Origin of the sequence: Streptomyces sp. NPDC050164, assembly GCF_044459945.1 — a bacterium.
In the GTDB taxonomy this organism is placed as follows: domain Bacteria; phylum Actinomycetota; class Actinomycetes; order Streptomycetales; family Streptomycetaceae; genus Streptomyces; species Streptomyces coeruleorubidus_A.
In genome coordinates, this window is sequence record NZ_JBITJK010000005.1 from 119,248 (window position 1) to 143,486 (window position 24,239).

17 protein-coding genes and 7 pseudogenes are annotated in these 24,239 nt (G+C 71.2%); 10 read left to right on the top strand and 14 right to left on the bottom strand.

Annotated features, from left to right (window positions below; all coding sequences use genetic code 11):
* Positions 1 to 208: 208 nt before the first annotated feature.
* The 3 genes and pseudogenes from ACIBNA_RS10395 to ACIBNA_RS10405 form a co-directional block, all read left to right on the top strand.
* A pseudogene (locus tag ACIBNA_RS10395) lies at positions 209 to 1,423 on the top strand (SDR family oxidoreductase); the annotation flags it as partial.
* A gap of 198 nt (positions 1,424 to 1,621) precedes the next feature.
* Positions 1,622 to 2,119, top strand: coding sequence for an acyl carrier protein (locus ACIBNA_RS10400; protein ID WP_399165026.1), 498 nt, complete (start codon positions 1,622 to 1,624; stop codon positions 2,117 to 2,119).
* 31 nt (positions 2,120 to 2,150) lie between these two features.
* The gene (locus ACIBNA_RS10405; RefSeq protein ID WP_399164811.1) at positions 2,151 to 2,429 is read left to right on the top strand and encodes a ferredoxin family protein; all 279 of its coding nucleotides are present in this window, start codon (positions 2,151 to 2,153) and stop codon (positions 2,427 to 2,429) included.
* A 194-nt stretch (positions 2,430 to 2,623) separates the two neighbouring features.
* On the opposite strand, the gene ACIBNA_RS10410 is transcribed toward ACIBNA_RS10405, so the two are convergent.
* The gene (locus ACIBNA_RS10410) at positions 2,624 to 3,481 is read right to left on the bottom strand and encodes an alpha/beta fold hydrolase (protein WP_399164812.1); all 858 of its coding nucleotides are present in this window, start codon (positions 3,479 to 3,481) and stop codon (positions 2,624 to 2,626) included.
* 113 nt (positions 3,482 to 3,594) lie between these two features.
* Here ACIBNA_RS10410 and ACIBNA_RS10415 point away from each other — a divergent pair, with 113 nt between their 5' ends.
* Positions 3,595 to 4,221 carry a winged helix-turn-helix transcriptional regulator gene (locus ACIBNA_RS10415; RefSeq protein ID WP_399164813.1) on the top strand — a complete coding sequence of 209 codons (627 nt, stop codon included), beginning with the start codon at positions 3,595 to 3,597 and terminating at the stop codon, positions 4,219 to 4,221.
* A gap of 288 nt (positions 4,222 to 4,509) precedes the next feature.
* Here ACIBNA_RS10415 and ACIBNA_RS10420 read toward each other — a convergent pair whose 3' ends face one another.
* Both ACIBNA_RS10420 and ACIBNA_RS10425 read right to left on the bottom strand, forming a co-directional pair.
* Complete coding sequence (locus tag ACIBNA_RS10420; protein ID WP_399164814.1) at positions 4,510 to 4,932, bottom strand: nuclear transport factor 2 family protein; 423 nt, start codon at positions 4,930 to 4,932, stop codon at positions 4,510 to 4,512.
* A gap of 214 nt (positions 4,933 to 5,146) precedes the next feature.
* Positions 5,147 to 5,727 (bottom strand): annotated as a pseudogene (locus tag ACIBNA_RS10425) (TetR/AcrR family transcriptional regulator).
* A gap of 442 nt (positions 5,728 to 6,169) precedes the next feature.
* On the opposite strand from ACIBNA_RS10425, the gene ACIBNA_RS10430 reads away from it, so the two are divergent.
* The 3 genes from ACIBNA_RS10430 to ACIBNA_RS10440 all read left to right on the top strand — a co-directional run bounded on the left by ACIBNA_RS10430 (position 6,170) and on the right by ACIBNA_RS10440 (position 9,134).
* Positions 6,170 to 7,405: a PP2C family protein-serine/threonine phosphatase gene (locus tag ACIBNA_RS10430; RefSeq protein ID WP_399164815.1), complete on the top strand. Its 1,236-nt coding sequence runs from the start codon at positions 6,170 to 6,172 to the stop codon at positions 7,403 to 7,405.
* 95 nt (positions 7,406 to 7,500) lie between these two features.
* The gene (locus tag ACIBNA_RS10435) at positions 7,501 to 7,929 is read left to right on the top strand and encodes a peptidoglycan-binding protein (RefSeq protein WP_399164816.1); all 429 of its coding nucleotides are present in this window, start codon (positions 7,501 to 7,503) and stop codon (positions 7,927 to 7,929) included.
* A gap of 119 nt (positions 7,930 to 8,048) precedes the next feature.
* Complete coding sequence (locus tag ACIBNA_RS10440; RefSeq protein ID WP_399164817.1) at positions 8,049 to 9,134, top strand: hypothetical protein; 1,086 nt, start codon at positions 8,049 to 8,051, stop codon at positions 9,132 to 9,134.
* Between the two features lie 14 nt (positions 9,135 to 9,148).
* Here the strand turns inward: ACIBNA_RS10440 and ACIBNA_RS10445 are convergent, their stop codons facing one another.
* A complete protein-coding gene (locus ACIBNA_RS10445; protein ID WP_399164818.1) occupies positions 9,149 to 10,432 on the bottom strand; it encodes an MFS transporter in 1,284 nt (427 codons plus the stop codon).
* 169 nt (positions 10,433 to 10,601) lie between these two features.
* Between ACIBNA_RS10445 and ACIBNA_RS10450 the strand changes: the two genes are divergently transcribed.
* A complete protein-coding gene (locus tag ACIBNA_RS10450; protein WP_399164819.1) occupies positions 10,602 to 12,653 on the top strand; it encodes a phosphocholine-specific phospholipase C in 2,052 nt (683 codons plus the stop codon).
* Here the strand turns inward: ACIBNA_RS10450 and ACIBNA_RS10455 are convergent.
* Together ACIBNA_RS10455 and ACIBNA_RS10460 are read right to left on the bottom strand one after the other, a co-directional pair.
* Positions 12,643 to 13,590, bottom strand: coding sequence for a hypothetical protein (locus ACIBNA_RS10455; protein ID WP_399164820.1), 948 nt, complete (start codon positions 13,588 to 13,590; stop codon positions 12,643 to 12,645). The two genes, ACIBNA_RS10450 and ACIBNA_RS10455, sit on opposite strands and share 11 nt — an antisense overlap.
* Before the next feature lie 7 nt (positions 13,591 to 13,597).
* Positions 13,598 to 14,401 (bottom strand): annotated as a pseudogene (locus ACIBNA_RS10460) (phosphatase PAP2 family protein); the annotation flags it as partial.
* A gap of 151 nt (positions 14,402 to 14,552) precedes the next feature.
* On the opposite strand from ACIBNA_RS10460, the gene ACIBNA_RS10465 reads away from it, so the two are divergent.
* Positions 14,553 to 15,161 (top strand): TetR/AcrR family transcriptional regulator, encoded by a 609-nt coding sequence (locus tag ACIBNA_RS10465; protein WP_274821064.1) that lies wholly within the window; start codon positions 14,553 to 14,555, stop codon positions 15,159 to 15,161.
* 186 nt (positions 15,162 to 15,347) lie between these two features.
* Here the strand turns inward: ACIBNA_RS10465 and ACIBNA_RS10470 are convergent.
* The 4 pseudogenes from ACIBNA_RS10470 to ACIBNA_RS10485 form a co-directional block, all read right to left on the bottom strand.
* Positions 15,348 to 16,235: pseudogene (locus tag ACIBNA_RS10470) on the bottom strand (hypothetical protein); the annotation flags it as partial.
* Between the two features lie 531 nt (positions 16,236 to 16,766).
* Positions 16,767 to 16,880 (bottom strand): annotated as a pseudogene (locus tag ACIBNA_RS10475) (DUF2510 domain-containing protein); the annotation flags it as partial.
* 57 nt (positions 16,881 to 16,937) lie between these two features.
* Positions 16,938 to 17,213, bottom strand: a pseudogene (locus ACIBNA_RS10480) (anhydro-N-acetylmuramic acid kinase); the annotation flags it as partial.
* A 1-nt stretch (position 17,214) separates the two neighbouring features.
* A pseudogene (locus tag ACIBNA_RS10485) lies at positions 17,215 to 17,436 on the bottom strand (MFS transporter); the annotation flags it as partial.
* 243 nt (positions 17,437 to 17,679) lie between these two features.
* On the opposite strand from ACIBNA_RS10485, the gene ACIBNA_RS10490 reads away from it, so the two are divergent.
* Positions 17,680 to 20,364, top strand: a complete 2,685-nt coding sequence (locus ACIBNA_RS10490; RefSeq protein ID WP_399164821.1) for an ATP-binding protein — start codon at positions 17,680 to 17,682, stop codon at positions 20,362 to 20,364.
* 1 nt (position 20,365) lies between these two features.
* On the opposite strand, the gene ACIBNA_RS10495 is transcribed toward ACIBNA_RS10490, so the two are convergent.
* The 4 genes from ACIBNA_RS10495 to pcaG form a co-directional block, all read right to left on the bottom strand.
* Positions 20,366 to 21,157 carry an SDR family NAD(P)-dependent oxidoreductase gene (locus tag ACIBNA_RS10495; protein ID WP_399164822.1) on the bottom strand — a complete coding sequence of 264 codons (792 nt, stop codon included), beginning with the start codon at positions 21,155 to 21,157 and terminating at the stop codon, positions 20,366 to 20,368.
* Between the two features lie 64 nt (positions 21,158 to 21,221).
* Positions 21,222 to 22,343 (bottom strand): 3-oxoadipate enol-lactonase, encoded by a 1,122-nt coding sequence (gene pcaD / locus ACIBNA_RS10500; RefSeq protein WP_399164823.1) that lies wholly within the window; start codon positions 22,341 to 22,343, stop codon positions 21,222 to 21,224.
* Positions 22,340 to 23,635 carry a 3-carboxy-cis,cis-muconate cycloisomerase gene (gene pcaB, locus ACIBNA_RS10505; RefSeq protein WP_399164824.1) on the bottom strand — a complete coding sequence of 432 codons (1,296 nt, stop codon included), beginning with the start codon at positions 23,633 to 23,635 and terminating at the stop codon, positions 22,340 to 22,342. The genes pcaD and pcaB overlap by 4 nt, the downstream gene beginning before the upstream one ends.
* Positions 23,632 to 24,237, bottom strand: coding sequence for a protocatechuate 3,4-dioxygenase subunit alpha (pcaG, locus tag ACIBNA_RS10510; protein WP_399164825.1), 606 nt, complete (start codon positions 24,235 to 24,237; stop codon positions 23,632 to 23,634). Before pcaG ends, pcaB begins: the two co-directional genes overlap by 4 nt.
* Positions 24,238 to 24,239: the final 2 nt, after the last annotated feature.

Here is a 24,239-nt window from a genome sequence, read left to right on the forward strand (position 1 = left end):
GTGCGACGACACCGGACGGGTCCTGGTGGAGATCGAAGGGTTCAGGGCACAGTCGCTCGTAGCCGCGGCAAGCCTGTCCCCGGAACGCATCGACCGCGACCTCTACGAGCTGGCATGGCATCAGGCGCCCCGAGAGACCACGGTCACCGACGACGTTGCGGCGGCGCAGGTCCCGCCGCCGGGCGCGACCGGTACCGGCGGCGCGTGGGTGATCTTCACTGACGCGGCCGGCGTCGGCGCCGAAGCGGCGGCCATCCTGCGAGCCGACGGACGTCGCGCCTTCTGTATCACGCACGCCGACGTCGGGGAACTCGTCGACGACGGCGACGGTTCCTACACCATCGACTGCGCCAACCAAGCCCACTACCTGGAGTTGATGCGAAGGCTGCGTGACCACGAGATCGGCGAAGTGGTGCACCTGTGGAGCCTCGACATCGACTTCGACGAAACCCGGTCGGCCGACCACCTGCAGGCCTCCCAGGAGATCGGTGTGTTGTCGGTCATGAGGCTGATGCAGGCCTTGTCGGCCGAGCTGTCCCAGGTGCCGAAGGTGTGGCTGGTGACCCGTGGAGCGCAATCCGTCGGCGCCGACAACTACCGACCGAACATCGCGCAGGCTCCGCTGTGGGGACTGGGCCGCGTCATCGGCCACCAGGAATTCGCGCCCCTGTGGGGTGGTCTGTGCGACCTCGACCCGCAGGACAGCGACGCTGAGCAAGCCCGCCGGTTGGTCGACGAGATCACCGGGGGCGATGTCGAGGACCAGGTTGCGATGCGGGGGAGCGGACGCTACGTCGCCCGTCTCGCCGAGAGCGCCGATCTCACGCCGCCGTTCCCGGCCCGCATGCGTGACGCCGGCAGCTACCTGGTCACCGGCGGCCTGGGCTCGCTGGGCCTGCTTGTCGCGCGGTTCCTGGCCGAGCGAGGCGCGCGCGACGTGGTCCTGATGGGCCGCACCCCGGTCCCGGCTCGGCAGTCCTGGGACGAGTTGCCCGAGGACCACCCGCAGTGGAGCCTCGTCGGCAAGCTCCGTGAGCTCGAATCGCTCGGCGCCAGGATTCACCTGGCCGCCGTCGACGTGGCCGACCCCGACGAGCTGCGACAGTGGCTGAGCGCGCACCACGAATAGGGCCTGCCGCCGATCGCCGGCGTCATCCACACCGCCGGTGTCGTCGACGATGAACTCCTTGTGCGGATGGACCAGGCGACATTCAGGAAGGTCCTGCGGCCCAAGCTGATCGGCGGATGGCTGCTGCATCGTCTCTTCCGGGATACGGCTCTGGACTTCTTCGTGCTGTTCTCGTCCACCGGCTCGGTGATCGCCTCACCGGGCCAAGGCAACTACGCGGCCGGCAACGCCTTCCTGGACGCCTTGGCGTTCTACCGGCGCGGGCTCGGGCTGCCCGCCCTCAGCATCGGGTGGGGGCCGTGGTCGGTCGGCATGGTCGAAAAGCTCGACCTCGAACAGATGTACGCTCGTCGCGGCATCGAACTCATCACTCCCGAAGCGGGTATGCAGATCCTGGGCCGCGTCCTGCACCAACGCCCAGCCCACCTGGTGGCGATCACCGTGGACTGGGCGACGGCACGGGAGACCTCGCCGGCGGGCCAACTGCCGCGGATGTTCACCCAACTCGAGGTCCACGGCCAGGGCGACCAGCCCGACGACGGCGGCGCGGACGCCCAATCTCTGCTCGCGGCGCTGCGGCAGGCAGGCGAAGGCGAGCGTGCCGCAGTTCTGGGCGACCACCTGCGCGACGTGACAGCACGGGTGCTCGGTCTGGAAGCTGAGCAGATCGGCACCGAGGAAACGCTCAGCAATCTCGGGCTGGACTCCATGATGGCGATCGAGATGAAACACCGCATCGAGGCCGTCCTGCAGATCGATGTCTCGGTCCTCGACCTGCTCCAAGGCGCCACCATCACCGGGCTCTCGGAAGGGCTGATCTCGCGGCTCAGGCTCGGCGGAGCCGACGCTGCTGACGACGCGGACGAGTCGAAGCCCGTCGAGGCCGGCGACGTCGGCGATCAGCTCGATGAACTCGAACAGCTGCTCGCCGAAGCCACTCCCGACGAACTCGAGGCGCTCCTACGGGAGTTGGAGGCCGGCCAGCGTTGATTTCTTGCTCACAGATTCCAGGGAGGTGTGTATGACGTACGTGATCACCGAGCTGTGCATCGACAGCAAGGACTCGTCGTGCTACGACGTGTGCCCGGTCGATGCGATCCAGCCCGCGCCCGACGGGCCGGACTTCGACAAGCACGAGCAGCTGTTCATCGACCCGGTGGCTTGTGTCGAGTGCGGTGCGTGCGAGGCGGTCTGCCCGGTCGAAGCGATTTACGACGAAGACGATGTTCCGGAACAGTGGCGGTCGTCGATCGCGAACAACAGGCAGTTCTTCGTCGACGAGGAGGCACCGTCGCAGTAGCCGGTGGGCCCGTGGTCGGCGACTGCGGGCCGATCGGTTCGTGACACGTCGTAGGGGTTGCGGCGCAAGCGAGGTCGAGTCGACCAGGGCCGGGTGCGGCCGAGGTTCGGCACGGCCTTCTCGTCGATCTGTCCACCCGGCGTAGAGCCGATCGCGGCTTCCTCGGAGTCATCTCCCGCGCAGCCGTTGGGCGGCTACTCGGTTGCCGAGTTGCCCCACCAGGTCCGGATGGCTTCGCTCATCTCGTCGGCGGCGTCGGACTGAACGAAGTGACCGGCGCCATGAACCACCACGGTGGTGTGGTTCGGGAACTTCTCCTCCAGGCGCGCACGGTCTTTGTCGCCGAAGGCCATATCGCCGTCCGCCCATACGATGAGCGTGGGGAGCTGGTCGAGCAGCGTCAGGTGGTCCTCGATGTCGGCGAGAAACGCGCGACTGTCGGTGATGGCGCCCGGCAGGATCGCGCAGGCGTTGCGACGTTCCCGCGTGGCCAGAGCCTCCCTGTAGTGCGTCATCTCGGGCTGGGAGACCTTGCGGCGCCGGTGGCCCGCGGGGATCAGCGCGTTCACGAACAGGTTGACCCGTCTGATCAACTCACGTCCGATGGGTCCGCCCATCACCCGGGACGCCATTTCGGCGCGCAGTTCGCCATTCACCGGCCATGCCCAGGTATTCGCCAGCACCAGCCGCTCGAACTTGTCCGGCCGCTGCTCGGCTGCGTGCAGGCCGATCGGACCTCCCCAGTCGTGTGCGACCAGGGTGAGATTCGACAGTCCCATGCGGTCGAGGAACGCCACGACCACGGCGGCATGGTCGTCAGGCTTGTAGCCGTACTCGGGCGCCGCGACCGACAGCCCGAACCCGGGATAGTCCAAGGCGATGCAGCGGAACCGATCACGCAGGGCCGCGATGACTTCGCGGTACACGAACGACCACGTCGGGTTGCCGTGCAACATCAACAAGATCGGCCCTGAGCCCTCGTCGATGTAGTGCACGACGTGTCCGTCGAGCTCGACGAAGCGGCTCTCGAAGGGATACAGATCGGCGTCCACCCAAGAGGGGCGTGTGCCTGCAGGTTGCTGGATCGACAACTGCTGGGCCTCCGTCCAGCTGATTTATACTAAAGCAAGTATGAGAAAGTCAAGCATAGTGGTTGAGGAGAGCAATGCCTAAACGGTCTTATGGTCAATATTGTGGTCTCGCCCGGGCGCTCGACGTCATAGGCGCGCGCTGGAGTCTGCTGATCGTCCGGGAGTTGCTCGTCGGCCCGGCTCGCTACAGCGAACTGCTGGCCGGGCTGCCCGGCATCTCCACCAACCTGCTCATCGATCGCCTGCGGGAGCTGGAAGAAGCCGGCGTCGTCCAACGCACGCTCGACACCGACAGGAACAGCGTCGCGTACATGCTCACCCCCTGGGGCAGCGAACTTCGGACCGCCGTCGGTGCCCTGGTGAACTGGAGCACCCCGCTGATGATCTCGGGTCCGCAAGAGGACAGCTTCCGGACGCATTGGCTGGTCGTGGCACTGGATTCGCTGCTGCGAGACAGGCGATCCGACGAGCCGACGACGGTCGGGCTGGCCGTCGACGACGCGATCGTCACCGTGAGCGTCGACAGGACGGGCGTGCGCGTCGAACTCTGCCGTGGGGAGGCGCCGGCGACCGTGCTTCGCGGCGATCCTGCGGTCGTGTTGGGCTTGGCATCAGGCATGCTGACGGTCGAACAGGCGATCGCCGGGGGTCAGTTGCTCGGACAGGAAAAGGATCTTGCCGTCGCGTTCGGGCGCAGTTGATTCGTGGGGAATCCCGAAGGTCTCCAGGGCGTCCGCGCGCGGCGGCAGGACGCGAGTCGCCGTCGGCCGGCCTGACGCCCAGCGTCGGCGACGTCGCGGGGGATCGCCGGTCGTCGCTCGCCTCGCGGGCAAGCCGCTGCGGCCGTCGCGGGATCATCGGGGGTTGTGCGGACTCCTGAAGATCCTTCGGTGGCCGCAGGCCAAGCGCAGGCCCAGGGCCCTTGAGTGCCCCTATGGGCGTGGAGGTAGGTCTGAACCGATCGGGCGGACTCGTGGCCGAGTCGGAGGTCACTTGCCTCGCATCGCGCGGCGCATGACCCCAGGATGCCGCATCAGCTTGGGCCCCAGGACCATCGCGGATACCGTCAACCCCAGCCACGGCCGGACATGCGGTGTCACTCGACGGATACGGCCGTCCGCGTCCTGTTCGATCAGCATCGCGTCCTCGACGCGCACGCCTCCGAGTCGAGCCTCGGCCACGGCGACGGTCGTGTCGGCATTTCCGACTCGAATACGCCAGTGCAGGTCCTGCGACAAAGCCGGCAGAAACGCGGCGAACACTATGCGCAGATCGTCGTGGCCCCGGATCACCACGCGGCTGGATAACGGTGTCACCATTTCGGCGTCCTCGGCCATCGTTTCGATCACGGCGTCGGCATCGCCAGCCGCGACCGCGGCGCAGAATCGAGCTACAAAGTCGTCGGTAGCCACGTCTTGAGCGGCCACATGTTCGGACGCAACGTCAAGTTCACCCATCAAGACCAAACCAGGTTATGAGACGTTGGGTGTCAGCGTAGCGGTATCGGCGCGACCGTGCCCTTGGAATGGGATCTCCGTTGAGGAAACTTACGGATGAGGGGCGAGCTGATCGCCGGTGGGTTCGGGCTGGGCTTCGAGTGCGTATCAATTGCCCTTTGTTGCGTGGTCAGCCCGCTGGGGTGCCGGCGATCTGAGTGACGAGGAAATCGAGCCGCTCCTCTTGGCCGTCCGGGGGGATGCGGCCGCTGTCGGACAGGGCAGCCATGCCGTGCAATGCGCTCCAAGTGACTTCGGCGACCAGTTCGCGTCGCTCGTTGTCCAGGCGGAAGCAGCTGACGAACTCGCCGAAAGCGGCCCGTAGCGGGGGCGGTGTCTCGGTGCTCGCGAACTTCAAGTCAGTGGGCAGGACGAACATGGCCTGGTACAGGGCAGGCCGCTCGGTCGCGAACTCCAGATAGGCGCGGCAGACGGCGCGCAGGGCATGCCCCGTCTCTGGGGTGGCCTGCGCGTGCGGCGCAGATGGGCGGCGAGTTCGCTGAAGCCGTCGAGGGCGACTGCGCTCACGATGGCGTTCTTGCCGTTGAAGTGGCTGTACAGCACCGGCTGGCTGTACTCGACGCGTTCCGCCAGCCGTCGTGTGGTCACTGCCTCCCAGCCTTCGGCCTCCGCGAGTTCGCGCGCGGCTGTGATGATCAGCTGATGACGGTGGGCGCGTTCACGTTCACGGCGCTCGCTGACGGCGGACATGACGGTATCCTAGCAATGCTAGATATCCTGTCGAAGCTAGGTCTATCGTAGCCGTCGCAGTCGGCGCTGCCAGGAATTGCTCCGGGCACTGTCCCGCGGTTGGCTTCGGCATCCCCGGCACGCCGACCGAGGACCGGAACTTCCAGGCCTGACTGTCCGTCAAGGCCGTGCGCGCCGTGGCCGCGAACTCCGACTCGATCAAGTTCGGCCAGGATCAGTGGGTCGGTAGGGAGACCGGCTCGACGTCGTTGTCAGCGGCCCAGTTGCGGACCTCGGCATGCTTGAACCACTCCTCAAGTGCCGGGTCGGGGGCTGAGTGGTCCGGAAACCCTCGTGCTCGGCCGGCCGTGCTCGGCGACACGGTCCGGCGGGCGCGTCCGGCGGGCGGCTCGTAGGTTGGAGATGCAGCGGTCGCGCTTGGAGAGATCGGCAGGGCACGCGCGTGACGACAGCGGAGATCGATTTCGAGGAGCTGTTCGACGCCGCACCGAACCCGTACCTGGTGCTGGACGCCGACCTGGTGGTTCGCCATGCCAACCGGGCCTATCTCCAGGCCGCCGGCAGGACCCGCGCGGAACTGGCCGGGCGGTACGTCCTGGAAGCGTTCCCGGACACCCCTGGTGAGCCGGATGCGGCGCGTGAATTCGGCGCCTCACTCCAGCGCGTGCTGGACTCCCACGAGCCCGACATGGTGGCACCGCGGCGATTCGACATTCCCGTCGCCGGCCGGCCGGGGGAGGTGGAGGAGCGCTGGTGGTGCGGGATGTCCAGCCCCGTTCTGGGGCCGGACGGCGCCGTGAAATGGATCATCGCGCGCGCCGACGACGTCACCGAGCTGATGCATTCCCCCGTCATCCGTGAGCTCACCCCGCCGCTGAGCAACCAGGCGACAGGGATCGCGGCCCAGGTGTATGCCCGGTCGCACGACCTGGAACGGTTGAACGAGCAGCTGCGCCAGGCGCATGCCCGCGAACGCGAGATCGCCGTCACCCTCCAGGAGGTCATGCTCCGCTCGCCCGACCTGGACAGACACCGGGACATCGCCGTGCGCTACCTGCCGGCCAGCGGATCGCTCAACGTGTGCGGCGACTGGTACGACGTGGTCGATCTGCCGCCCGACCGCTGCGCCATCGCCATCGGGGACGTCGTCGGCCACGGTATCGAGGCCGCCGCCGTCATGGGCATGCTGCGCAGCGCCCTGAGCGCAGCCATCCGGGCTGTGCCCAGCCCCGCACAGGCCCTTGAGGTACTGGGCCTGTACGCCCGGGCGGTCGACGGCGCGCTCGCCACCACCGTGGCCAAGGTGCTCATCGACCCGCGCAGCCGGCTGATCATCTACAGCAACGCCGGCCACCCACCGCCGGTACTGCTCAGTCCGGACGGCAGTTGCCGACTACTGGACCAGGCCACGGACCCGCCGCTCGGCGCCCGGCCGGAACATGTCCCCCGCCCCCAGGCCGGCCTGCCCTACACCCGAGGGGGCACGCTCGTGCTCTACACCGACGGCCTCATCGAACGCCGCGGCGAGGACATCGACATCGGCCTGGCGCGGCTGATCGACACTCTCGCCCAGTGCGGCACGCTCCCGGTGGAAGAACTCGCCGACGGACTGCTCGCCCACATGGGTGTCGCCGACGGTGGCCGGGACGATATCGCCCTGGTCATCGCCCGCCTGTGAGCCGGTTTCGACGGAAGCCGTTTCCGAATCAAAAAGTGAAATTGAAACGGAATTCTCGACTTTTTCGTGGCGGGGAATTCATTTAGTGTGGGTGCATGGAAAGGGCAGCGGAGTTCTACATGGTGAAACGGGGCGACACGCTCGGCAAGATCGCGGCCATGCACCGCGTGACGCTGGACCAGATCCTGGAGTGGAACCCCCAGATCGAGAATCCGAATATCATCCACCTCGGACAGCGGATCCGTGTGGCCCCACCGGAAATGCATGGTGAGTACGAGCCCTTCCCGGGCGCCGATTTCTTCCAGTCGTCCGTGACCAGCCCGGTCATCGAGGCCATGGGCTATCGCCTCGTCGAGGAGGGCTGTTCGGTGTACGCCGACGGGCCCGACTCGCAGTGGAGCGAAGCGGACCGGAAGTCGTACGCGAATTGGCAGCGCAAACTCGGATTCAAGGGTCAGGACGCTGACGGCACGCCGGGCCGGAAGTCGTGGGAGAGGCTGCGCGTGCCCGCCGTCTACGGGTGAACGGCACCGCTCCGGGCCGGCCGCCGCCGACCGCATGGCGCGCCCGGGCGAAAACCCGGATCGCCTATCTCGAAGCACAGCTGGAACGTGAGAGCGTCCGGCCCTGCCCTGAAGACCGTATGACGCTCGTCGCGGGAATGCGGAGCCATCTGGAAAAGGCCGGCTCGGCCGCCGAGGCGGATTTCGGATGGCGGCGTCTGTGGTCGGGGTCGGCCGCGCGTGAGGGCGTCTGGTCGAATGTGCGCAGCGCGGAGGTGATGCTCCTGCAACTGGTCTCCGACGAGGAAGCCGCCGGCCGTGCCAGCGAGGTCATGGCGCTGGTCAAGGATCATCTGGACAAGGACGACCCGCGACGGGTCCGCCTCGCCCGGCGGCTGCGTTCCATCATCTCCGGCGAGATGTCACCGAGCGACCGGGACCTCATGGTCCGGGCGCTCGACGCCGCCTACAACGCGCTGGACGACGAACTCGCCCGGGTGCGCAGCCTGCGCAACATCCTGTGGACCGCGACGTTCCTCGTCCTGCTCGGTGTGGCGGGCCTCGCCGTCTACGGCTGGTTCTTTCCCCGGTCGCTGAGCATGTGCTTCGCGCCCAAGGTCAGCCCCGGGGACCTGAGCGGGGTCGATGTCGTGTGCCCCACCGCGGAGCGTCACAACGTCCCGGTGGACACCCCCGCCAGCAGCCTGGCCCAGCCGAGGGACATCCTCACCGTCGAGATCGCCGGGCTCGCCGGCGCGGCACTCACCGTCATCGCCTCACTGCGGCACATCCGGGGCACCGACTCTCCCTACATGCTGCCCCTGGCATCGGCGGTGCTGAAGTTCCCCACCGGCGCCCTGTCCGCCTTCCTCGGACTGCTGCTGATCCGGGGCGCCTTCGTCCCCGGGCTCAGCGATCTCGACAGCAGGGCGCAGGTCCTCGGCTGGGCCGCGGCCTTCGGCGCCGCCCAGCACCTCGTGACCCGACTGGTCGACGACCGCGCCCAGATGACGCTGTCGGAGGTGGGCAGGACGACCGACGCCGTGGTCGACCCCGAGAGAGCCGCCGTCCGGGAGCACAACGTGCTGGGAGAGACCGGCGCGCCCGGACCGCCGACCGTCTTCCACGACGGCGCGGGACCGCACGAAGGGCCACAGGAGGGAGCGCGCGAGGGGGCGCGCGCGGACGAAGGGGCGGAGGGGCCCCGCCCGCGAGCCGGGCCCTGACCGGCCGCCCCCGCTCACCGCCGGAGAGGTGTGTGAGCCGTTTCCGGCAGCCGCAGGTACACCAGCGACGACAGCAGGCAGAGCACCGCGACGTACCACGGGAAGAGCCCGGCGTGGCCCATCTCCTTGAACAGCGTGCCCACGTACGGAGCCGTGCCGCCGAAGAGGGCGACCGTCAGCGAGTAGGGGAAGCCGATGCCGGCCGCGCGGACCCGGGGCGGGAAGATCTCCGCGTTCACGGCCGCGCTGATCGAGGTGAATCCGGTCAGCAGCACCATGCCGGCGCAACTCACGAGCAGCAGCACGGCGAAGGAGTCGCGCAGGGCGTGCAGCAGGGGCACCGTGAGCAGGGCGAAGCCCAGGCCGAAGAAGAGGAGCAGGGGGCGGCGGCCGAAGCGGTCCGACAGCAGGCCGCCGAGCGGTTGCAGCAGCGCGAAGAAGGCCAGTGAGATCGTGCTCACGAGCAGCGTGTCCGACTTCTCCAGCCCCGTGTTGAGTTCGGCGTACGTCGGCAGATACGACGTCCACGTGTAGTAGGCGATGGTGCCGCCCGCCGTGATGCCGCCGATGAGGAGCGACTCGCGCGGGTGCCGGCGCAGCGCCTCGAACAGGCCGGGGCGCGGGGCGTTCTGCTGCTCGGTGCTGCGGGTCTCCTGCGCGCCCTGCCGGATCCAGAAGCCGACCAGGCTCAGCACGGCCCCGAGGACGAACGGCACCCGCCAGCCCCAGCCGTTCATCTGCCCGTCGCTCAGCGTGTCCACCAGCAGCGTGGCGATGCCGGAGGCGACGAGCTGCCCCACGGTCGTCGACACGTACTGGAAGCTGGAGAACAGACCGCGCCTGCCGGGGCCCGCCGACTCGACCAGGAAGGTCGTCGAGGCCGCGAACTCGCCGCCCACGGACAGGCCTTGCAGTAGCCGCGCCAGGACGAGGATCACCGGCGCCAGCACGCCCACCGCCGCGTACGTCGGGGTCAGCCCGACGAGCAGGCTGCTGCCGCCCATCAGCAGGATGGTGACCGTCAGCGCGGCCCGTCGCCCGTGCCGGTCCGCGACCGCGCCCATCAGCAGCCCGCCGACCGGCCGCATGAAGAAGCCCACCGCGAACACCGCGAACGTGGACAGCAGCGGCACCAGTGAGTTGTCCGCGCTCTTCGGGAAGACCTGGGCGGCGATGTAGGTGGCCAGAAACGTGTAGGCGTACCAGTCGTACCACTCCACCGCGTTGCCCACGGAGGCGGCGAGGAGCTGGCGAACGGGCCGTTTCGTCGGCGGGGAAACCGTCTGCGTCTCTGTCACGTCCATGCCCCTCCCCGGGCAGCGCCCCGGCACACCTCACGTACCGGCGACTTTCACACGAGTGTCACCGGCCCCTTCCTTGACGTTTGGTGTCCCTGAAACACTCCTTCCGCGCAGATTCCGTCATGTTCCGGCCATCCCGTACCTCAGGATGAGAGGTCTGTCCTTCATGTCCGAAGTCAACCGGCGCCGCTTTCTCCAACTCGCGGGTGCCACCACGGCCTTCAGCGCACTGTCCGCCAGCATCCAGCGCGCCGCCGCGCTCCCGGCCAACCACCGCACCGGGTCGATCGAGGACGTCGAGCACATCGTCGTCCTGATGCAGGAGAACCGGTCCTTCGACCACTACTTCGGCACCCTGAGAGGCGTCCGCGGCTTCGGCGACCCGCGTCCGGTCACCCTCGACAACGGCAAGCCGATATGGCACCAGGAGAAGGACGGCAAGGAGCTCCTGCCCTTCCACCCGGACGCCGACGACCTCGGCATGCAGTTCCTGGAGGGCCTGCCGCACTCCTGGCCCGACGGCCAGCAGGCCTACAACGGCGGCAAGTACGACAAGTGGCTGCCCGCAAAGGGCACCACGACCATGGCGTACCTGACCCGCGAGGACATCCCCTTCCACTACGCCCTCGCCGACGCCTTCACCGTCTGCGACGCCTACCACTGCTCGTTCATCGGCTCCACCGACCCGAACCGCTACTACATGTGGTCCGGTCACACGGGCAACGACGGCACCGGCGGCGGCCCGGTCCTCGGCAACGACGAACTCGGCTACGGCTGGACGACCTACCCCGAACGCCTGGAGCAGGCCGGCATCTCCTGGAAGATCTACCAGGACATCGGCGACGGCCTCGACGCGAAGGGCTCCTGGGGCTGGATCGAGGACGCCTACCGCGGCAACTACGGCGACAACTCCCTGCTGTACTTCGACAAGTACCGCGACGCCAAGCCCGGTGACCCGTGGTACGACAAGGCCCGCACGGGCACGAACGTCAAGGCCGGCGACGGCTACTTCGACCAGCTGAAGGCCGACGTCAAGGCGGACAGGCTGCCGCAGATCTCCTGGATCACCGCCCCCGAGGCCTTCAGCGAGCATTCCAACTGGCCGTCGAACTACGGCGCCTGGTACATCGCGCAGGTCCTGGACGCCCTCACCGCCAACCCGGAGGTATGGGCGAAGACGGCCCTGTTCATCACCTACGACGAGAACGACGGCTTCTTCGACCACGTCGTACCGCCCCTGCCGCCGAAGGACGCCTCCCGCGGCAAGTCCACCGTCGACGTCTCCCTCGACCTCTTCCCCGGCGACGGCAAGAACACGGTCGGCCCCTACGGCCTCGGGCCGCGGGTGCCGATGCTGGTCGTCTCGCCGTGGAGCAAGGGCGGATACGTCTGCTCGGAGACCCTCGACCACACCTCCATCCTGCGGTTCACGGAGCGCCGATTCGGCGTGCGCGAGCCCAACATCTCGCCGTGGCGCCGGGCGATCTGCGGTGACCTGACCTCCGCGTTCGACTTCTCCCGCAAGGACACGCGACCCGCCCCGCTGCCCGGCACCGACGAGTACGAGCCGCAGGACCGCGAACGCCACCCCGACTACCGTCCGACCCCGCCCGCCGACCCGCGCATGCCCCGGCAGGAACGCGGCCTGCGCCGCGCCCGGCCGCTGAAGTACGCACCGTACGTGGACGCCTCGGTCGACGCGGTGGCCGGGGAGCTCACCCTCGCCTTCGCCTCCGGGCCGAAGGCCGGCGCCGCCTTCCACGTCACCTCCGGCAACCGCACCGACGGCCCCTGGATGTACACCACCGAGGCCGGCAAGGCGCTCTCCGACACCTGGAACTCGGCCTACTCGGCGGGCTCGTACGACCTGACCGTGCACGGACCGAACGGCTTCGTGCGGGTCTTCAAGGGGTCGAACAGGACGGCCGGCTGCGAGGTCACCGCGCGCCACACCGGTGACGACATCGAGCTGACCTTCGCCAACAAGGGCTCCGGCGCGGCACGGCTGAAGGTCTCCGACGGTTACGGCGGCCGGCCCTCGACCGTCACCGTCCGCCCGGGCGCGAAGGTGCGGCGGACCGTCGAGCTCGCCGCCAGTCGCCGCTGGTACGACCTGACCGTCACGGCCGAGGGCGATGCGGCGTTCCTGCGGCGGTTCGCGGGACACGTCGACAACGGTCGGCCGGGCGTGAGCGACCCGGCGTTCATCACCGCGTAGCCGTGGTGAGGTGCCCCGGGTCGCGCGGGCGGGGCACCAACGCCGGTTCGGTCGCGGCCGAACCGGGTTCCAGGGCCAGGACGGCGGCCACCGGATGGTCGTCGTCCGACGGGGCGTGCCGGGGCGTCGCCCGGCTGAGCAGCACCACGCCCCAGGACGCCAGACCGCCCCCGGCGAGCGCCAGCAGCACGCCCGCCGGGCCGCCCTGGAGGCGCTCGCCCAGCAGCGACAGGCCGATCACCGCGGCGGCCAGCGGGTTGGCCAGGGTCACCACCGCGAGCGGGCCGCCGAGACCGCCCCGGTAGGCCGTCTGCGACAGCAGCAGCCCACCGGCCGCGAAGGCCGCCACGAGCAGCGCCACCGCGACCACCTGGACGCTCAGCAGCGGACCTGACCGGTCCGTCGCGGCCACGGTCACGGTCTGCGTGAGGGCCGAGGCGACCCCGGAGGCCACGCCGGACGCGCTCGCGTGCCGCAGCCCCGGGCGGGCGCCCGGCCGGGACAGCACCCCGATGAGGACCGCCGTGGCGCCCTCGACCGCCAGCGCCTCCGGAACGCTCAGCACGTCGTCGGGCGCCGGACCGGACGCCGAGACCAGGATCGCGCCCAGGCCGAGCAGCGTCAGCGCGGTGCCCCGCCACTCGACGGCGCTCACCCGCCGTCCCGCGAGCCGCGCGCCCATCGGCACCGCCGCGACCAGGGTGAGCGCGCCGAGCGGCTGGACCACGGTCAGCGGGCCGTACTTCAGCGCCACGACGTGCAGCAGCGCGGCAGCCGCGTTCAGCCCGACCGACCACCACCAGGCGCCACTGCCGAGCAGCCGCGGCGTGCCCGCGCCGGGCGAGCGGGAGGCGAGTCGCTCCTGGGCGACCGCGGCGGCCGCGTAGGCGACGGCGGAGACGAGGGACAGGACCACGGCGACGAGGACGGCGCTCATCGGCCGGCCCCGCGAGCACTTGCTCCTCGGTCCGGATCCGGGCTTGGGCCGGTACGAGCCTGCCCTGCCCGCGGTCCGCCGTCGTCGCCGTGCGGTGCGGCAGGTGGATCGCCGCGAGCGCGACACCCAGCAGGCCCGTCGCCGCGATCGCGTCGAGCCAGTAGTGGTTCGCGGTGCCGACGATCACCAGCAGCGTCAGCAGGGGATGCAGCAGCCACAACCAGCGCCACCGCGAGCGGGTCGCCACGACCAGGCCGACCGCCACCATCAGGGCCCAGCCGAAGTGCAGCGACGGCATCGCGGCGAACTGGTTCGACAGGGAGTCGGTCGCGGGACTGCCGTACACCGACGGACCGTAGACCTGGGCCGTGTCCACCAGGCCGGTCGCGGCCGGCATGCGCGGCGGGGCGAGCGGGAACAGCAGGTGTAGCACCAGGGCGGCGGCGGTGACGGCGGCCAGCACCCGGCGGGCCCACACGTAGTGGGCCGGGCGGCGCAGGTAGAGCCAGATCAGGAAGGCGGCCGTGGCCGGGAAGTGGACGGCCGCGTAGTAGGTGTTCGCGAGGTGCACCGGGCCGTCGCCGTGCAGGAGCAGGGACTGCACCGTCCCCTCGCCGGGCAGATGGACCGCTCGTTCGAAGTCCCACACGCGGTAGGCGTTGTGGAAGGCCTCGCCGGTGTGCCCCGTGGCCAGCTGCCGGCCGAACTTGTAGACGAGGAAGAGCCCTGCGACGAGCAGGAACTCCCGGACGAGCGGCGGTCGCGCTATCGCGTCGGACCCCGCCGGCGCAGGCTCGGTCCGGGCATTCATCCCCCGGCCCCTTCGGTGACGGTGATGCTGTTATCGGTACGAGTGCGTACCGATACGGTCTCGTACCGGTACACTGGCGTATCGATAGATGAAAGACACACCGCCGGCCGGGAATTTTCCGGCCGTCCGAGGAAGGCCAGGAGCACAGCCCGTGACGTCGCAGGCTGCGGACCGACCCGAGCCGGTCGGTTCCTCTCGCCGCTCCAAGATCACGCCCGAGCGTGAGCAGGAGTTCTACGACGCCGTGCTGGAGCAACTCCGCGAGTGCGGCTACGACTCCGTCACCATGGAGGGGATCGCGGCCAGCACCCGGTGCAGCAAGTCCACGCTCTACCGTCAGTGGAAGACCAAGCCCCAGTTCGTGGCGGCGGCGCTGCGCTCCCACCGGCGGACGCGCTGCATCGACACCGGCTCGCTCGCGGACGACCTGCGCGAGGCCGCCCGGGCGGCGGGCGAGCTGTCGGGCCGGGACACCAAGCTCCTTCAGGCGCTCGCCCATGCCGCGCCCCAGGACGCCGAGCTGCAGCGCGCCTTGCGCGAGGCGCTGGTCGAACCGGAGATCGCCGCGCTGAAGGAGATCATCCGGCGGGGGGTCGAAAGGGGGGAGGTGCCCGCCGATCATCCGGCGCTGGAGTACATCCCGGCGCAGATGTTCGGCGTCCTGCGCATCCGGCCCGTCCTGGAGGGCGAGGACGCGGACCCCGACTACCTTGTCCGGTTCGTGGAGGCGGCCGTGCTGCCGGCACTCGGCCTCACGTAAGACCCGGGCCGCCGTCCACGGATGACCGGACGGCGACCCGACCGCGCCGACCCGTGGGGACGGGGGCGGCGCGCACCCTCCGGCCGGGTGGGGTTCCCCTGTGAGCGGCGGGGGCGCCCCACCCGGCCGACGGCGTCCGGGGAGCGCGCGGGCCGTCTGGTCCCCATGCGTTGGCGTCCGGGCCGGTCAGACGTCCTGGCCGTTGCCGCCGTCCGTCGACACCTTGATGCCCCTGGTGATCTCGTCCAGGACGGACTCCTTCTGGTCGGCGTCGATGCCGAAGCGCACGACGACCATCTGCCCCGCGTTCGCGGGGGAGGGGAACGCGAGCGACTCCACGATGCCGTCGGCGCCCTTGCTCGTGACGGCCTTCCAGCGGACCAGATAGCCCTTCTGCCCGGCCACGGTCACGGACTTGGCGGCCAGCACGTCGTGGGAGGTGATCCCGCCGTAGGACTTGCCGCCGTAGGACTCCTCGGCGTTCGCCGCGATGTCCGCCTTCGCGACCTCCTCGGCGGTGCCGCCCTTGATACCGAGGGCCAGGGCCGGTGCCGAGTAGGCTCCGCCCTTCGTGCAGGTCGAGGTGGTGTCGCCGGGGCACTTGTAGGAGTCGTCGGATGTCATCTGGGCGCCGGCCGTGATCTCCTGGCCGTACCAGCCCTGCGGGATCGGCAGGCTGATCCCGCTGACCGCGTCGGTCACCGACCCGCTCCTGATCTTCGGCGGCTCGGACTGCTCGGGCGCCGGGCTGGGCCCACCGGAGCCGCCGGAGCCACCTGATCCGCCGTCACCGCCGGAACCCCCGGATCCGCCGCCGGGCCCGCCGAACGGACCGCCCTGGCCCCCGGGTCCGCCCGGGCCGCCCGGCGCCTGCGAGGTGGCGGAACCGCCGCCCGAGCCGCCGTTGTCGGTCAGGGCGTACACGCCGACACCGATGCTGGCGAGCACGACGACGGCTGCCGCCACGGCTATCCCGATCCGCAAGCCTCGCCCTCGGCCGGCGGCCGGAGGCGCGGCGGGGTAGGCGGGATACCCGGGAGCGGCCGGATGCCCAGTGCCGGGCGGGTATCCGACGCCGCCTGGATACCCGGCGCCGCCTGGATACCCAACGCCGCCTGGATACCCGGCGGCTCCCGGTTGTCCGGCATTGCCCGAATGCCCGGAGGCTCCTGGGGCTGCGGCGCCGGTCGGCTGCCCGGCGCCGGCCGGACTCCCGGCGGCTGCGGGTTGTCCGGTATGACCCGGATACCCCGGGGCTCCTGGCGCGCCGGCACCACCCGGACTCCCGGCAGCCCCCGGTGCCCCGGCACCAGTCGGCTGCCCCGCTTCCGGCTGTCCAACGCCGGTCGGCTGTCCGGCGCCAGCCGGATCCCCGGCACCACCCTGATGCCCGGCGGCTCCCGGTGCCCCCGCATCACCCGGCTGCCCAGAGGGCCCCGGCTCCCCCGCGGACGACGTGGCCCCGGAGGACGACGTATCCCCTGAGGACGACGTATCCGCTGAGGGTGCCGGACCCGACAACGGCGCATCACCAGGCGCCGGATCCGTCGGGGAGGCCCCCGCCGTCGGCCGCTGCGTAGGGGGACCCCAGGTCGCGGTCGGCTCCGCCGGACGGATGCGGTCCGTCCAGGCCCTGCCGTCCCACCAGCGCTCGGTGGCGGGCCCGTCACTTTTCTGTCCGGGGTCGGGGTACCACCCGGGAGGAGTCTCCTGCGTCATGCCCCCACCGTATGAGGCGTGGGTGAAAGTGGCATGAGAGGAGCCGAACGGATCGCGTCAGCCCAGCGGCAGGCGCGTCGGCCTGCGGCCGGCCGGCGGGGGAAGGCGCAGCCCGTCCCGGCCCGGGGTCACCGACCCGAGCACGCTCGGATGCCGGGCCCCGGTGCTCGTGGGCTCGGTGCCGGGCAGGCAGTGCAGGGTCAGGAACCCCAGGACCGCGAAGGCGTAGGCCTCCTTCGCGTCGGACGGCAGCCCGAGTTCGTCCGAGGTGCGTACCGCCACCCCCGGCAGCAAGCCCCCGAGCATCTCCATCAGCACCGGGTTGCGGGTCCCGCACCGGACGACGGCCGCCCCGGTCGCCCAGGTGGCCGAAAAGCGCCGCACCGACGGGCCGGAAGAAGAACGCCGGCGCGAACGACGCGTACGTCTTCACCAGCCCCTCGGCCTCGCTGCCGCCCTCCGGCGTGAAGAACCGCGCCGCGATGATCGTCGCGAAGTAGCCGTAGACGCCGAACTCGTACCACTCGATGAGATTGCCCACCGACCCCGCGACCAGCGCCCGGCGGCTAGCGCCCGGCGGCCGCGCCGCGTGTCCCGTTCCCGGTGAATGAACGTCACCTCCCGTGCCAGCGCGCGCCGTTGACCCCGGTGGCGCCTGGTGACGGGCCGACCGCGTCGTCCGGCCGCACCCCGTGTCACCCGTCACGGCAACAGGTGCCCTGTCCGCGCTGCACTCAGGCAATCGGAGGACTACGCTCGACGTCCGTACGTCATTCGGGCGACTTGGGGAGGTAGCGGTATGACGGAGGTACGGCCCACGGCCGGCGCCTCGGCTTCCCTGTGGGAGCGCGACGAGGAAGTCGCCGCCGTCGCGCGGGCGGTCGACCGCCTGTGCGCGGACCGCTCCTCGTCCGGCGGGCTGCTGGTCTTCCGCGGCGAGGCAGGACTCGGCAAGACCGCGCTGCTGGCCGAAACCCGCCGCATCGCCGAGGCACGCAACTGCACGGTCTGGTCGGCACGCGGCGGCGAGACCCTCAGGTCGGTCCCCTTCAACGTCGTACGGCAGTTGCTGCAACCGGCGCTGGTGTCGATGCTGCCGGAGGAGGCACGCGAGTACCTCGGCGACTGGTACGACATCGCCGGGCCAGCTCTCGGCATAGCGGACCCCGGCGACCGGCGGGCCGACCCGCAGGGCGTGTGCGACGGCCTGGTCGCCGCCGTGCGCCGGCTCTCCCGCCGGGAGTGGCCGCTGGTGCTGCTGATCGACGACGCCCACTGGGCCGACCAGGAGACCCTGCACTGGCTCGCGGGGCTCGCCGAGCGCCTCGACGAGATGTCCCTCCTGGTCGTGGTCACCCGCCGCCCGGGCGCGGTCTCCGGCGCGAGCGCCCGGCACCTCGACACCGTCGCCGCCGCCGCGGACGGCCCCGTCACGACCCTCAGCGCCCTCACCCCGGACGCCACGGCCGGACTCACCCGCGCCGCCCTGGGCGAGCACGCCGACGCCGCGTTCTGCCGCGAGGTGTGGGCCGTCACCGCCGGCAACCCCTACGAGACCGTCGAACTCCTCGCCAAGGTGCGGGACAGCGAACTCGAACCGGTCGAGGCCAGGGCCGGGGAACTGCGCGAGCTGAACCGCTCGGCCCGCGGCGGCGGCCTCGTCGCCCGCCTGGAGGAACTCGGCATCGATGCCACCAGGTTCGCCTGGGCCGCCGCCATCCTCGGCACCGGCATCTCCATCGACCTGGTCGCCAAGCTCTCCACCCTGAAGCCCGACCAGGCCCGGCGCTGCGCCGAACTGCTGCGCACCGCCCGCATTCTCACCGCCCCCGACCCGACGACCGGCCGCCCCGGCGAAGGCGACCTGGAGTTCGTCCACCCGCTGATCGCCACCGACGTCTACAACTCCATCCCGGACGCCCTGCGCACCGCCATGCACGGCATCGCCGCCCGCATCGTCACCGACGAGGGACACGGCGCCGCGGCCTCCGCCCGCCACCTCCTCGAAGTCCACCCGGACGACGACGAGGAACTCGTCGGGCAACTGCGCGAGGCCGCCCGCGAGCACCTCGCCGTCGGCGCGCCCGACGCGGCCCGCCGCTGCCTGGAACGCGCGCTGGAGGAACCACCCCGGCCCGAGGTCCACGCACACGTCCTGTACGAACTGGGCTGCGCCACCCTCCTGACCGTGCCCGCCAGGACGATCGGCCACCTGCGGACCGCGCTCGGCATGCCCGGCCTCGACGGTGACGACCGGGTGGACGCCGTCGTCCGCCTGTCCCAGGCACTCGTCCACAACGACCAGTTGGAGGAGGCCGTCCGCATGGTCGAGTCGGAGGCGGCCCGGCTGGAACCCGGACCCGCCCGGATGCGGCTGGAGGCCGTGCGCATCATGTGGCAGGGGATCCACGCCGGTGAGGTGGCCTCACCGGGCCGCTCCGAGCGCCTGGCCGAGCTCGCGCGGACCTGCACCGGCCGGGACAACTCCGAACGTGCGCTGCTCATCCTGCGCGGCTTCGACGCCCTGATGCACGGTGAGAACGCCGAGGAGGTCGTCGAGCTGTGCGACCGCGCCCTCGTCAACGGCCGCCTGGCCCCCGGACTCGGGTGGACCGGCAGCGAGTGGGGCATCGAACTGCTGCTGATGCTGGCCAACGCGTACGCCTTCACCGACCGCATCGACCGCGCCGAAAGCCTCTTCAACGAGGCCGTGCGTACCTACGAGATCGCCGGCTGGACCGGCGGACACCTCGCCCTGGCGCACGCCTACGTCGGCGTCGCGCACCGCAGGCGCGGCCGTCTGCAGGACGCGGAACAGTCCCTGCGCGAGGCGCTGCCCCTCGCCGAGCGGGTCGGTCGCGGACTGCCCCTGTACTGGACCGTGACCTGCAATCTCGTCGACACGCTGCTCGCCCGCGGTCATGTCGACGAGGCCTGGGACGTCGCCGAACGGTATGGCTTCGCCCCGCCCTACCCGTCGACGATAGTGCTTCCGGATCCGCCGGCGGTGCGCGGCCGGCTGCTGCTCGCCGTCGGCCGCACCAAGGACGGCATCAACGAACTGGAGGCCGCCGAGAAGGCGGCGGCCGCGCGCGGCCACCACAACCCCGTGCTCGTCCCCTGGGCGGCCGACCTCGCCCGGGCCCTGGCCACCGAGGACCCGGCCCGCGCAGCCCGGCTCGCCGTCGATGTCCGTCGGCAGGCGGAGCGCTTCGGCACGCACACCGCCATAGGAGAGGCCCTGCGCTGCGCCGCGGCGCTGGAGGCCGGCCAGCGCGCGGTCCGCCTCGCCGCCCAGGCCGTGACCTACCTGGAGTCCTCGCCCTGCCAGTACGAGCACGCGGCGGCCCGCATCGAGTACGGCATCGCCGCCCGCTCGGCGGCCGACCTCCACCGCGGCCTGGACCTGGCGGTCTCCTGCGGCGCGGACGGACTGGCGGACAGGGCACGGGCGGCACTGGAGGCGGGTGCCGGACCCGGGTAGCTCAGGCGCCGAGCAACTGGTCGGTCACCGCGGCGAGTTGCTTGCGCACCCCGGGGTCGTACGCCGTCTCATGGGCCCGTGCCGGGCTCGTCCCGTCGTAGTACCGGCCGCTGCCCAGGTCGCGCGTGGCCAGGGCCAGCACACCGGCCGCCCCGTCGGCGACCGTGTTCCACGGCGTGACGTCCGCCTCGCGGACCATCGCCGTGTCCATGTAGGTCGCCGGGTGCAACACGTTCACCGAGACGCCGGTGCCGTCCAGTTCCCCGGCGAGCGCGAAGGTGTGCGCGGCGAGCGCGAACTTGCTGCGGCAGTACGCCGACACGCCGTCGTAGCCGCGGGTGAACTCGGGGTCCTCGACGTCGAGGGGTTCCTGACCGGCCGAGCCGACGTTGACGATCCGCGCCGGCGCGTTCGCCCGCAGCACCGGCAGCAGGGCCCGGGTCAGCACGACCGGCGCCAGATAGTTCACCGCCAGCCGCAACTCGTGCCCGTCGGCGCTCAGCTCACGGCCCGCACCGGGCCTCCCGGACCCCACGCCCGCGTTGTTGACCAGCACGTCGAGCTCGGGGTGCGCGTCGGCGACGTGCCCGGCCAGCTCGCGCACCCGCGCCAGCGAGGCCAGGTCGGCGACGAACGCCTCGGCGTCCCCCTCGGCGCGCAGTTCCCCGGCCAGCCGCTCGGTGCGGCCCGCGTCCCGGCCGTGGACGAGGACGACATGCCCGGAGCGGACGAGTTCGAAGGCGACGTACCGGCCGAGCCCCGAGGTGGCGCCGGTGATCAGGATGGTGGGCATGCCTCCACCGTAGGCACGTCGTGCGGGACTGAGCGAGATTCCGCCGGGACTACGACCAGCGGGGTCACCCTGCGGCCCCGTCCTCTTCGGCCAGCACCCGCTGCGCCGTCGCGAACGCCGAGTTCGCCGCCGGCACCCCGCAGTACACCGCCGTCTGGAGCAGCACCGCGCCGATCTCCTTGGGCGTGAGCCCGTTGCGGCGCGCCGCCCGGACGTGCATGGCCAGTTCTTCGTAGTGGCCGTGCGCGACGAGCGCGGTCAGGGTGATCATGCTGCGCTCGCGGCGCGACAGCGTCGGGTCGGTCCAGATCTCGCCCCAGGCGTAGCGCGAGATGAAGTCCTGGAACCGCGCCGTGAACGGGGTCTGCCGGGCCTGCGCCCGGTCGACGTGCGCGTCGCCGAGCACCTCGCGCCGCACCTCCATACCGCGCCCGGCAGGCCCGTCGAAGTGCGCGCGCAGCGCGGTCAGCACCGCCTGAGGGCACTGCGCGGGCGCCAGGTGCGAGGCGCCCGGGATCTCCACGAGCGCCGCACCCGGCACCGCGTCCGCGATCTGACGCAGATGCGCGGGCGGTGTCGCCGGATCGTCCCGTCCGGCCACCAGCAGGGTCGGCACGGCGATCTCGGGCAGCCGGTCCCGCAGATCGAAAGCGGCGAGCGCGTCACAGCAGGCGGCGTACGCGTCCGGGTCGGCGCGACGGTGGTCGTCCACCAGCTCGGGCACTGTGAAACCGGACGTGAACCAGCGCGCGTCCGCACTCTCCGCCAACCCGGCCAGCCCTTCCCGTCGCACCAGCGCGGCCCGCTCATCCCAGGGCTTCGCCCCGTTGAAGTGCGCGGAGGAGCAGATCACGGCGAGGGACGACAGCCGCTGCGGACGGTGTACCGCGAGATGCAGCCCCACGGCCCCGCCCAGCGACACCCCCGCGTACGCGAACCGCTCGATGCCGAGCGAGTCGGCGAGCGCCAGCACCAGGTCGGCGAGGTCACCGACCGTCGCGCCCGCACGGATGAGATCGGCCGCCGAGCCGCCGTGCCCCGGCAGATCCCAGCGGACCACCCGATGGGTGATCGACAGCTCGGGCGCCACCTTGTCCCACAGGGCGTTCGACGTGCCCAGCGATGGTCCGAGCAGCAGCGGGGGTGCGGAAGCGGGCCCTTCGGCACGGTGGGCGAGGAGTTTCAACGTCGCTCCAGAGCACGGTCGGTGAGGGCTCCGGCGGAGCCGGTGTAGTGGGTGGGATCGAGGTCGGCGTCCGCCAGCTCCGGTGCCCGATCCAGCGGGCGCCCCTCGGAGGCCAGCCGGGTCAGGAGTTCCTTGGCGCGGGCGCGGCCCAGCACCGGGGCCAGCTCGGCGGACAGCCGCTCGGAGACGATCAACCCGTGGGTGAGATCCAGGTGTTCGCGCATGACCTCGGGCCTGACCCGCAGTCCCTCCGCCAGCTCGACGGCGTCCCGGGCGGCCCCGCCGGCCAGCCGCAGCAGGTCCCGCAGCGGCTCCCACTCCGCGTGCCAGGCCCCGGCCGGCCGCTCGTCCTCCGCCGCCAGCGACCCGTACAGCGTGGCCGCGAGCTGCGGTGCCCGCCGCGCGGCGGAGGCGATGAGGGTGGACCGCACGGGATTGGACTTGTGGGGCATGGCGGACGAACCCCCGCCGCTGCTCTCCGCGACCTCGGCGATCTCGGTGCGCGACAGCGTGAGGACGTCCACGGCGACCTTGCCGAGCACGCCGGCCGTGAACGCCAGGCACCCCGCGAGATCGGCGATGGGCGTCCGCAGGGTGTGCCAGGGCAGGCCGGGTGCCCGGAGGCCGAGTTCGCGGGCGTACGCCACCGGCAGCGCGGTCGGATCGCTCGCGCCGTACGCCCCGAAGGCCGCCAATGTTCCCGCCGCGCCGCCGAGTTGGACGGGCAGAGACTCTCGTACGGCCTTCACCCGATCCCGCGCGTCGAGGACCAGCGACCGCCACCCGGCCGCCTTCAGCCCGAACGTCGTCGGTACGGCGTGCTGGGTGAGTGTCCGCCCCGGCATCGCGGTGTCACGGTGCTCGGCGGCCAGGCGGGACAGGGCCTTTGCGGTGCGGCCGAGGTCGGCGAGGACCAGGTCCAGGGTGCGCACGGCGACCAGCACCGTCGCGGTGTCCATGATGTCCTGGCTGGTCGCGCCCCGGTGGACGTAGGGGCCGTACTCCTCGCCGACGGTCCTCGTCAGCTCCGCGACCAGGGGAATGACCGGATTGCCGCCCGCGCGGGCCCGCTCGGCGAGGGACCGGACGTCGAAGGCGCCGGCGTCGGCCGCCTCGGTCACAGCCGTCGCCGCCTCGGCGGGGGCCAGCCCGAGCGCCGCCTGGGCCCGGGTCAGCGCGGCTTCCGCGTCGAGCAGCGCCCGCAGATACGCGTGGTCGCTCGTGGCGGACGCGGCCGCCGAGTCGGCCCACCCGGGGGCGAGCAGGCCGGTGTCGCCAGGGGCAGCTGTCACTGGAACTCCAGGAAGACCGTCTCGCCTTCGCCCTGAAGGCGGATGTCGAAACGGTACGTGCCGCCCGCCTCCGCCACGGCGATCAGCGTGTCGCGGCGTCCGTCCTCCAGCCGGGACAGCAGCGGATCGGCGGCGAGCACCGCCTCGTCGCCCGGCAGGTAGATGCGGGTGTACAGGTGCACGAGAAGCCCGCGCGCGAAGACGCACACACTGATGTACGGGGCGCTCCGCCCGCGCGCGCCGGGCCGCAGGGTGCGCGCGTACCAGTGGCCGTTCGCATCGGTCTGGATACGTCCCCAGCCCGTGAACTCCACGCCGTTGCGCCCCAGGAAGCCGCCCGAGGCCGGGTCGCGGCGCATCGAACCGTCGGCCGTCGGCACGTTGCCGTCCGGGTCCGCGCCCCACAGCTCGATCAGGGCGTCGGGCAGTGGGTTGCCCGCGCCGTCGGTGACGTACCCGTGCACGGTGACCGTGTCCGGATGCCCGAGGGGCGCGATGTCCTCGCCGCCGCGGAACGGCAGGGCGTGGCCGTAGAACGGGCCGACGGTGTGCGACGGGGTGGGCAGCACGCTCTCCGGCCTGCTGGTGTCGATCTTCGTCATGG

Coding starts and splice junctions, on each gene's coding strand:
- pcaG (WP_399164825.1), bottom strand. CDS start 24,237: ATGACGAAGATCGACACCAGCAGGCCGGAGAGCGTGCTGCCCACCCCG.
- ACIBNA_RS10415 (WP_399164813.1), top strand. CDS start 3,595: ATGCCTAAACGGTCTTATGGTCAATATTGTGGTCTCGCCCGGGCGCTC.
- ACIBNA_RS10490 (WP_399164821.1), top strand. CDS start 17,680: ATGACGGAGGTACGGCCCACGGCCGGCGCCTCGGCTTCCCTGTGGGAG.
- ACIBNA_RS10440 (WP_399164817.1), top strand. CDS start 8,049: ATGACGCTCGTCGCGGGAATGCGGAGCCATCTGGAAAAGGCCGGCTCG.
- ACIBNA_RS10450 (WP_399164819.1), top strand. CDS start 10,602: ATGTCCGAAGTCAACCGGCGCCGCTTTCTCCAACTCGCGGGTGCCACC.
- ACIBNA_RS10455 (WP_399164820.1), bottom strand. CDS start 13,590: ATGAGCGCCGTCCTCGTCGCCGTGGTCCTGTCCCTCGTCTCCGCCGTC.
- ACIBNA_RS10400 (WP_399165026.1), top strand. CDS start 1,622: ATGTTCACCCAACTCGAGGTCCACGGCCAGGGCGACCAGCCCGACGAC.
- ACIBNA_RS10495 (WP_399164822.1), bottom strand. CDS start 21,157: ATGCCCACCATCCTGATCACCGGCGCCACCTCGGGGCTCGGCCGGTAC.
- ACIBNA_RS10435 (WP_399164816.1), top strand. CDS start 7,501: ATGGAAAGGGCAGCGGAGTTCTACATGGTGAAACGGGGCGACACGCTC.
- ACIBNA_RS10405 (WP_399164811.1), top strand. CDS start 2,151: ATGACGTACGTGATCACCGAGCTGTGCATCGACAGCAAGGACTCGTCG.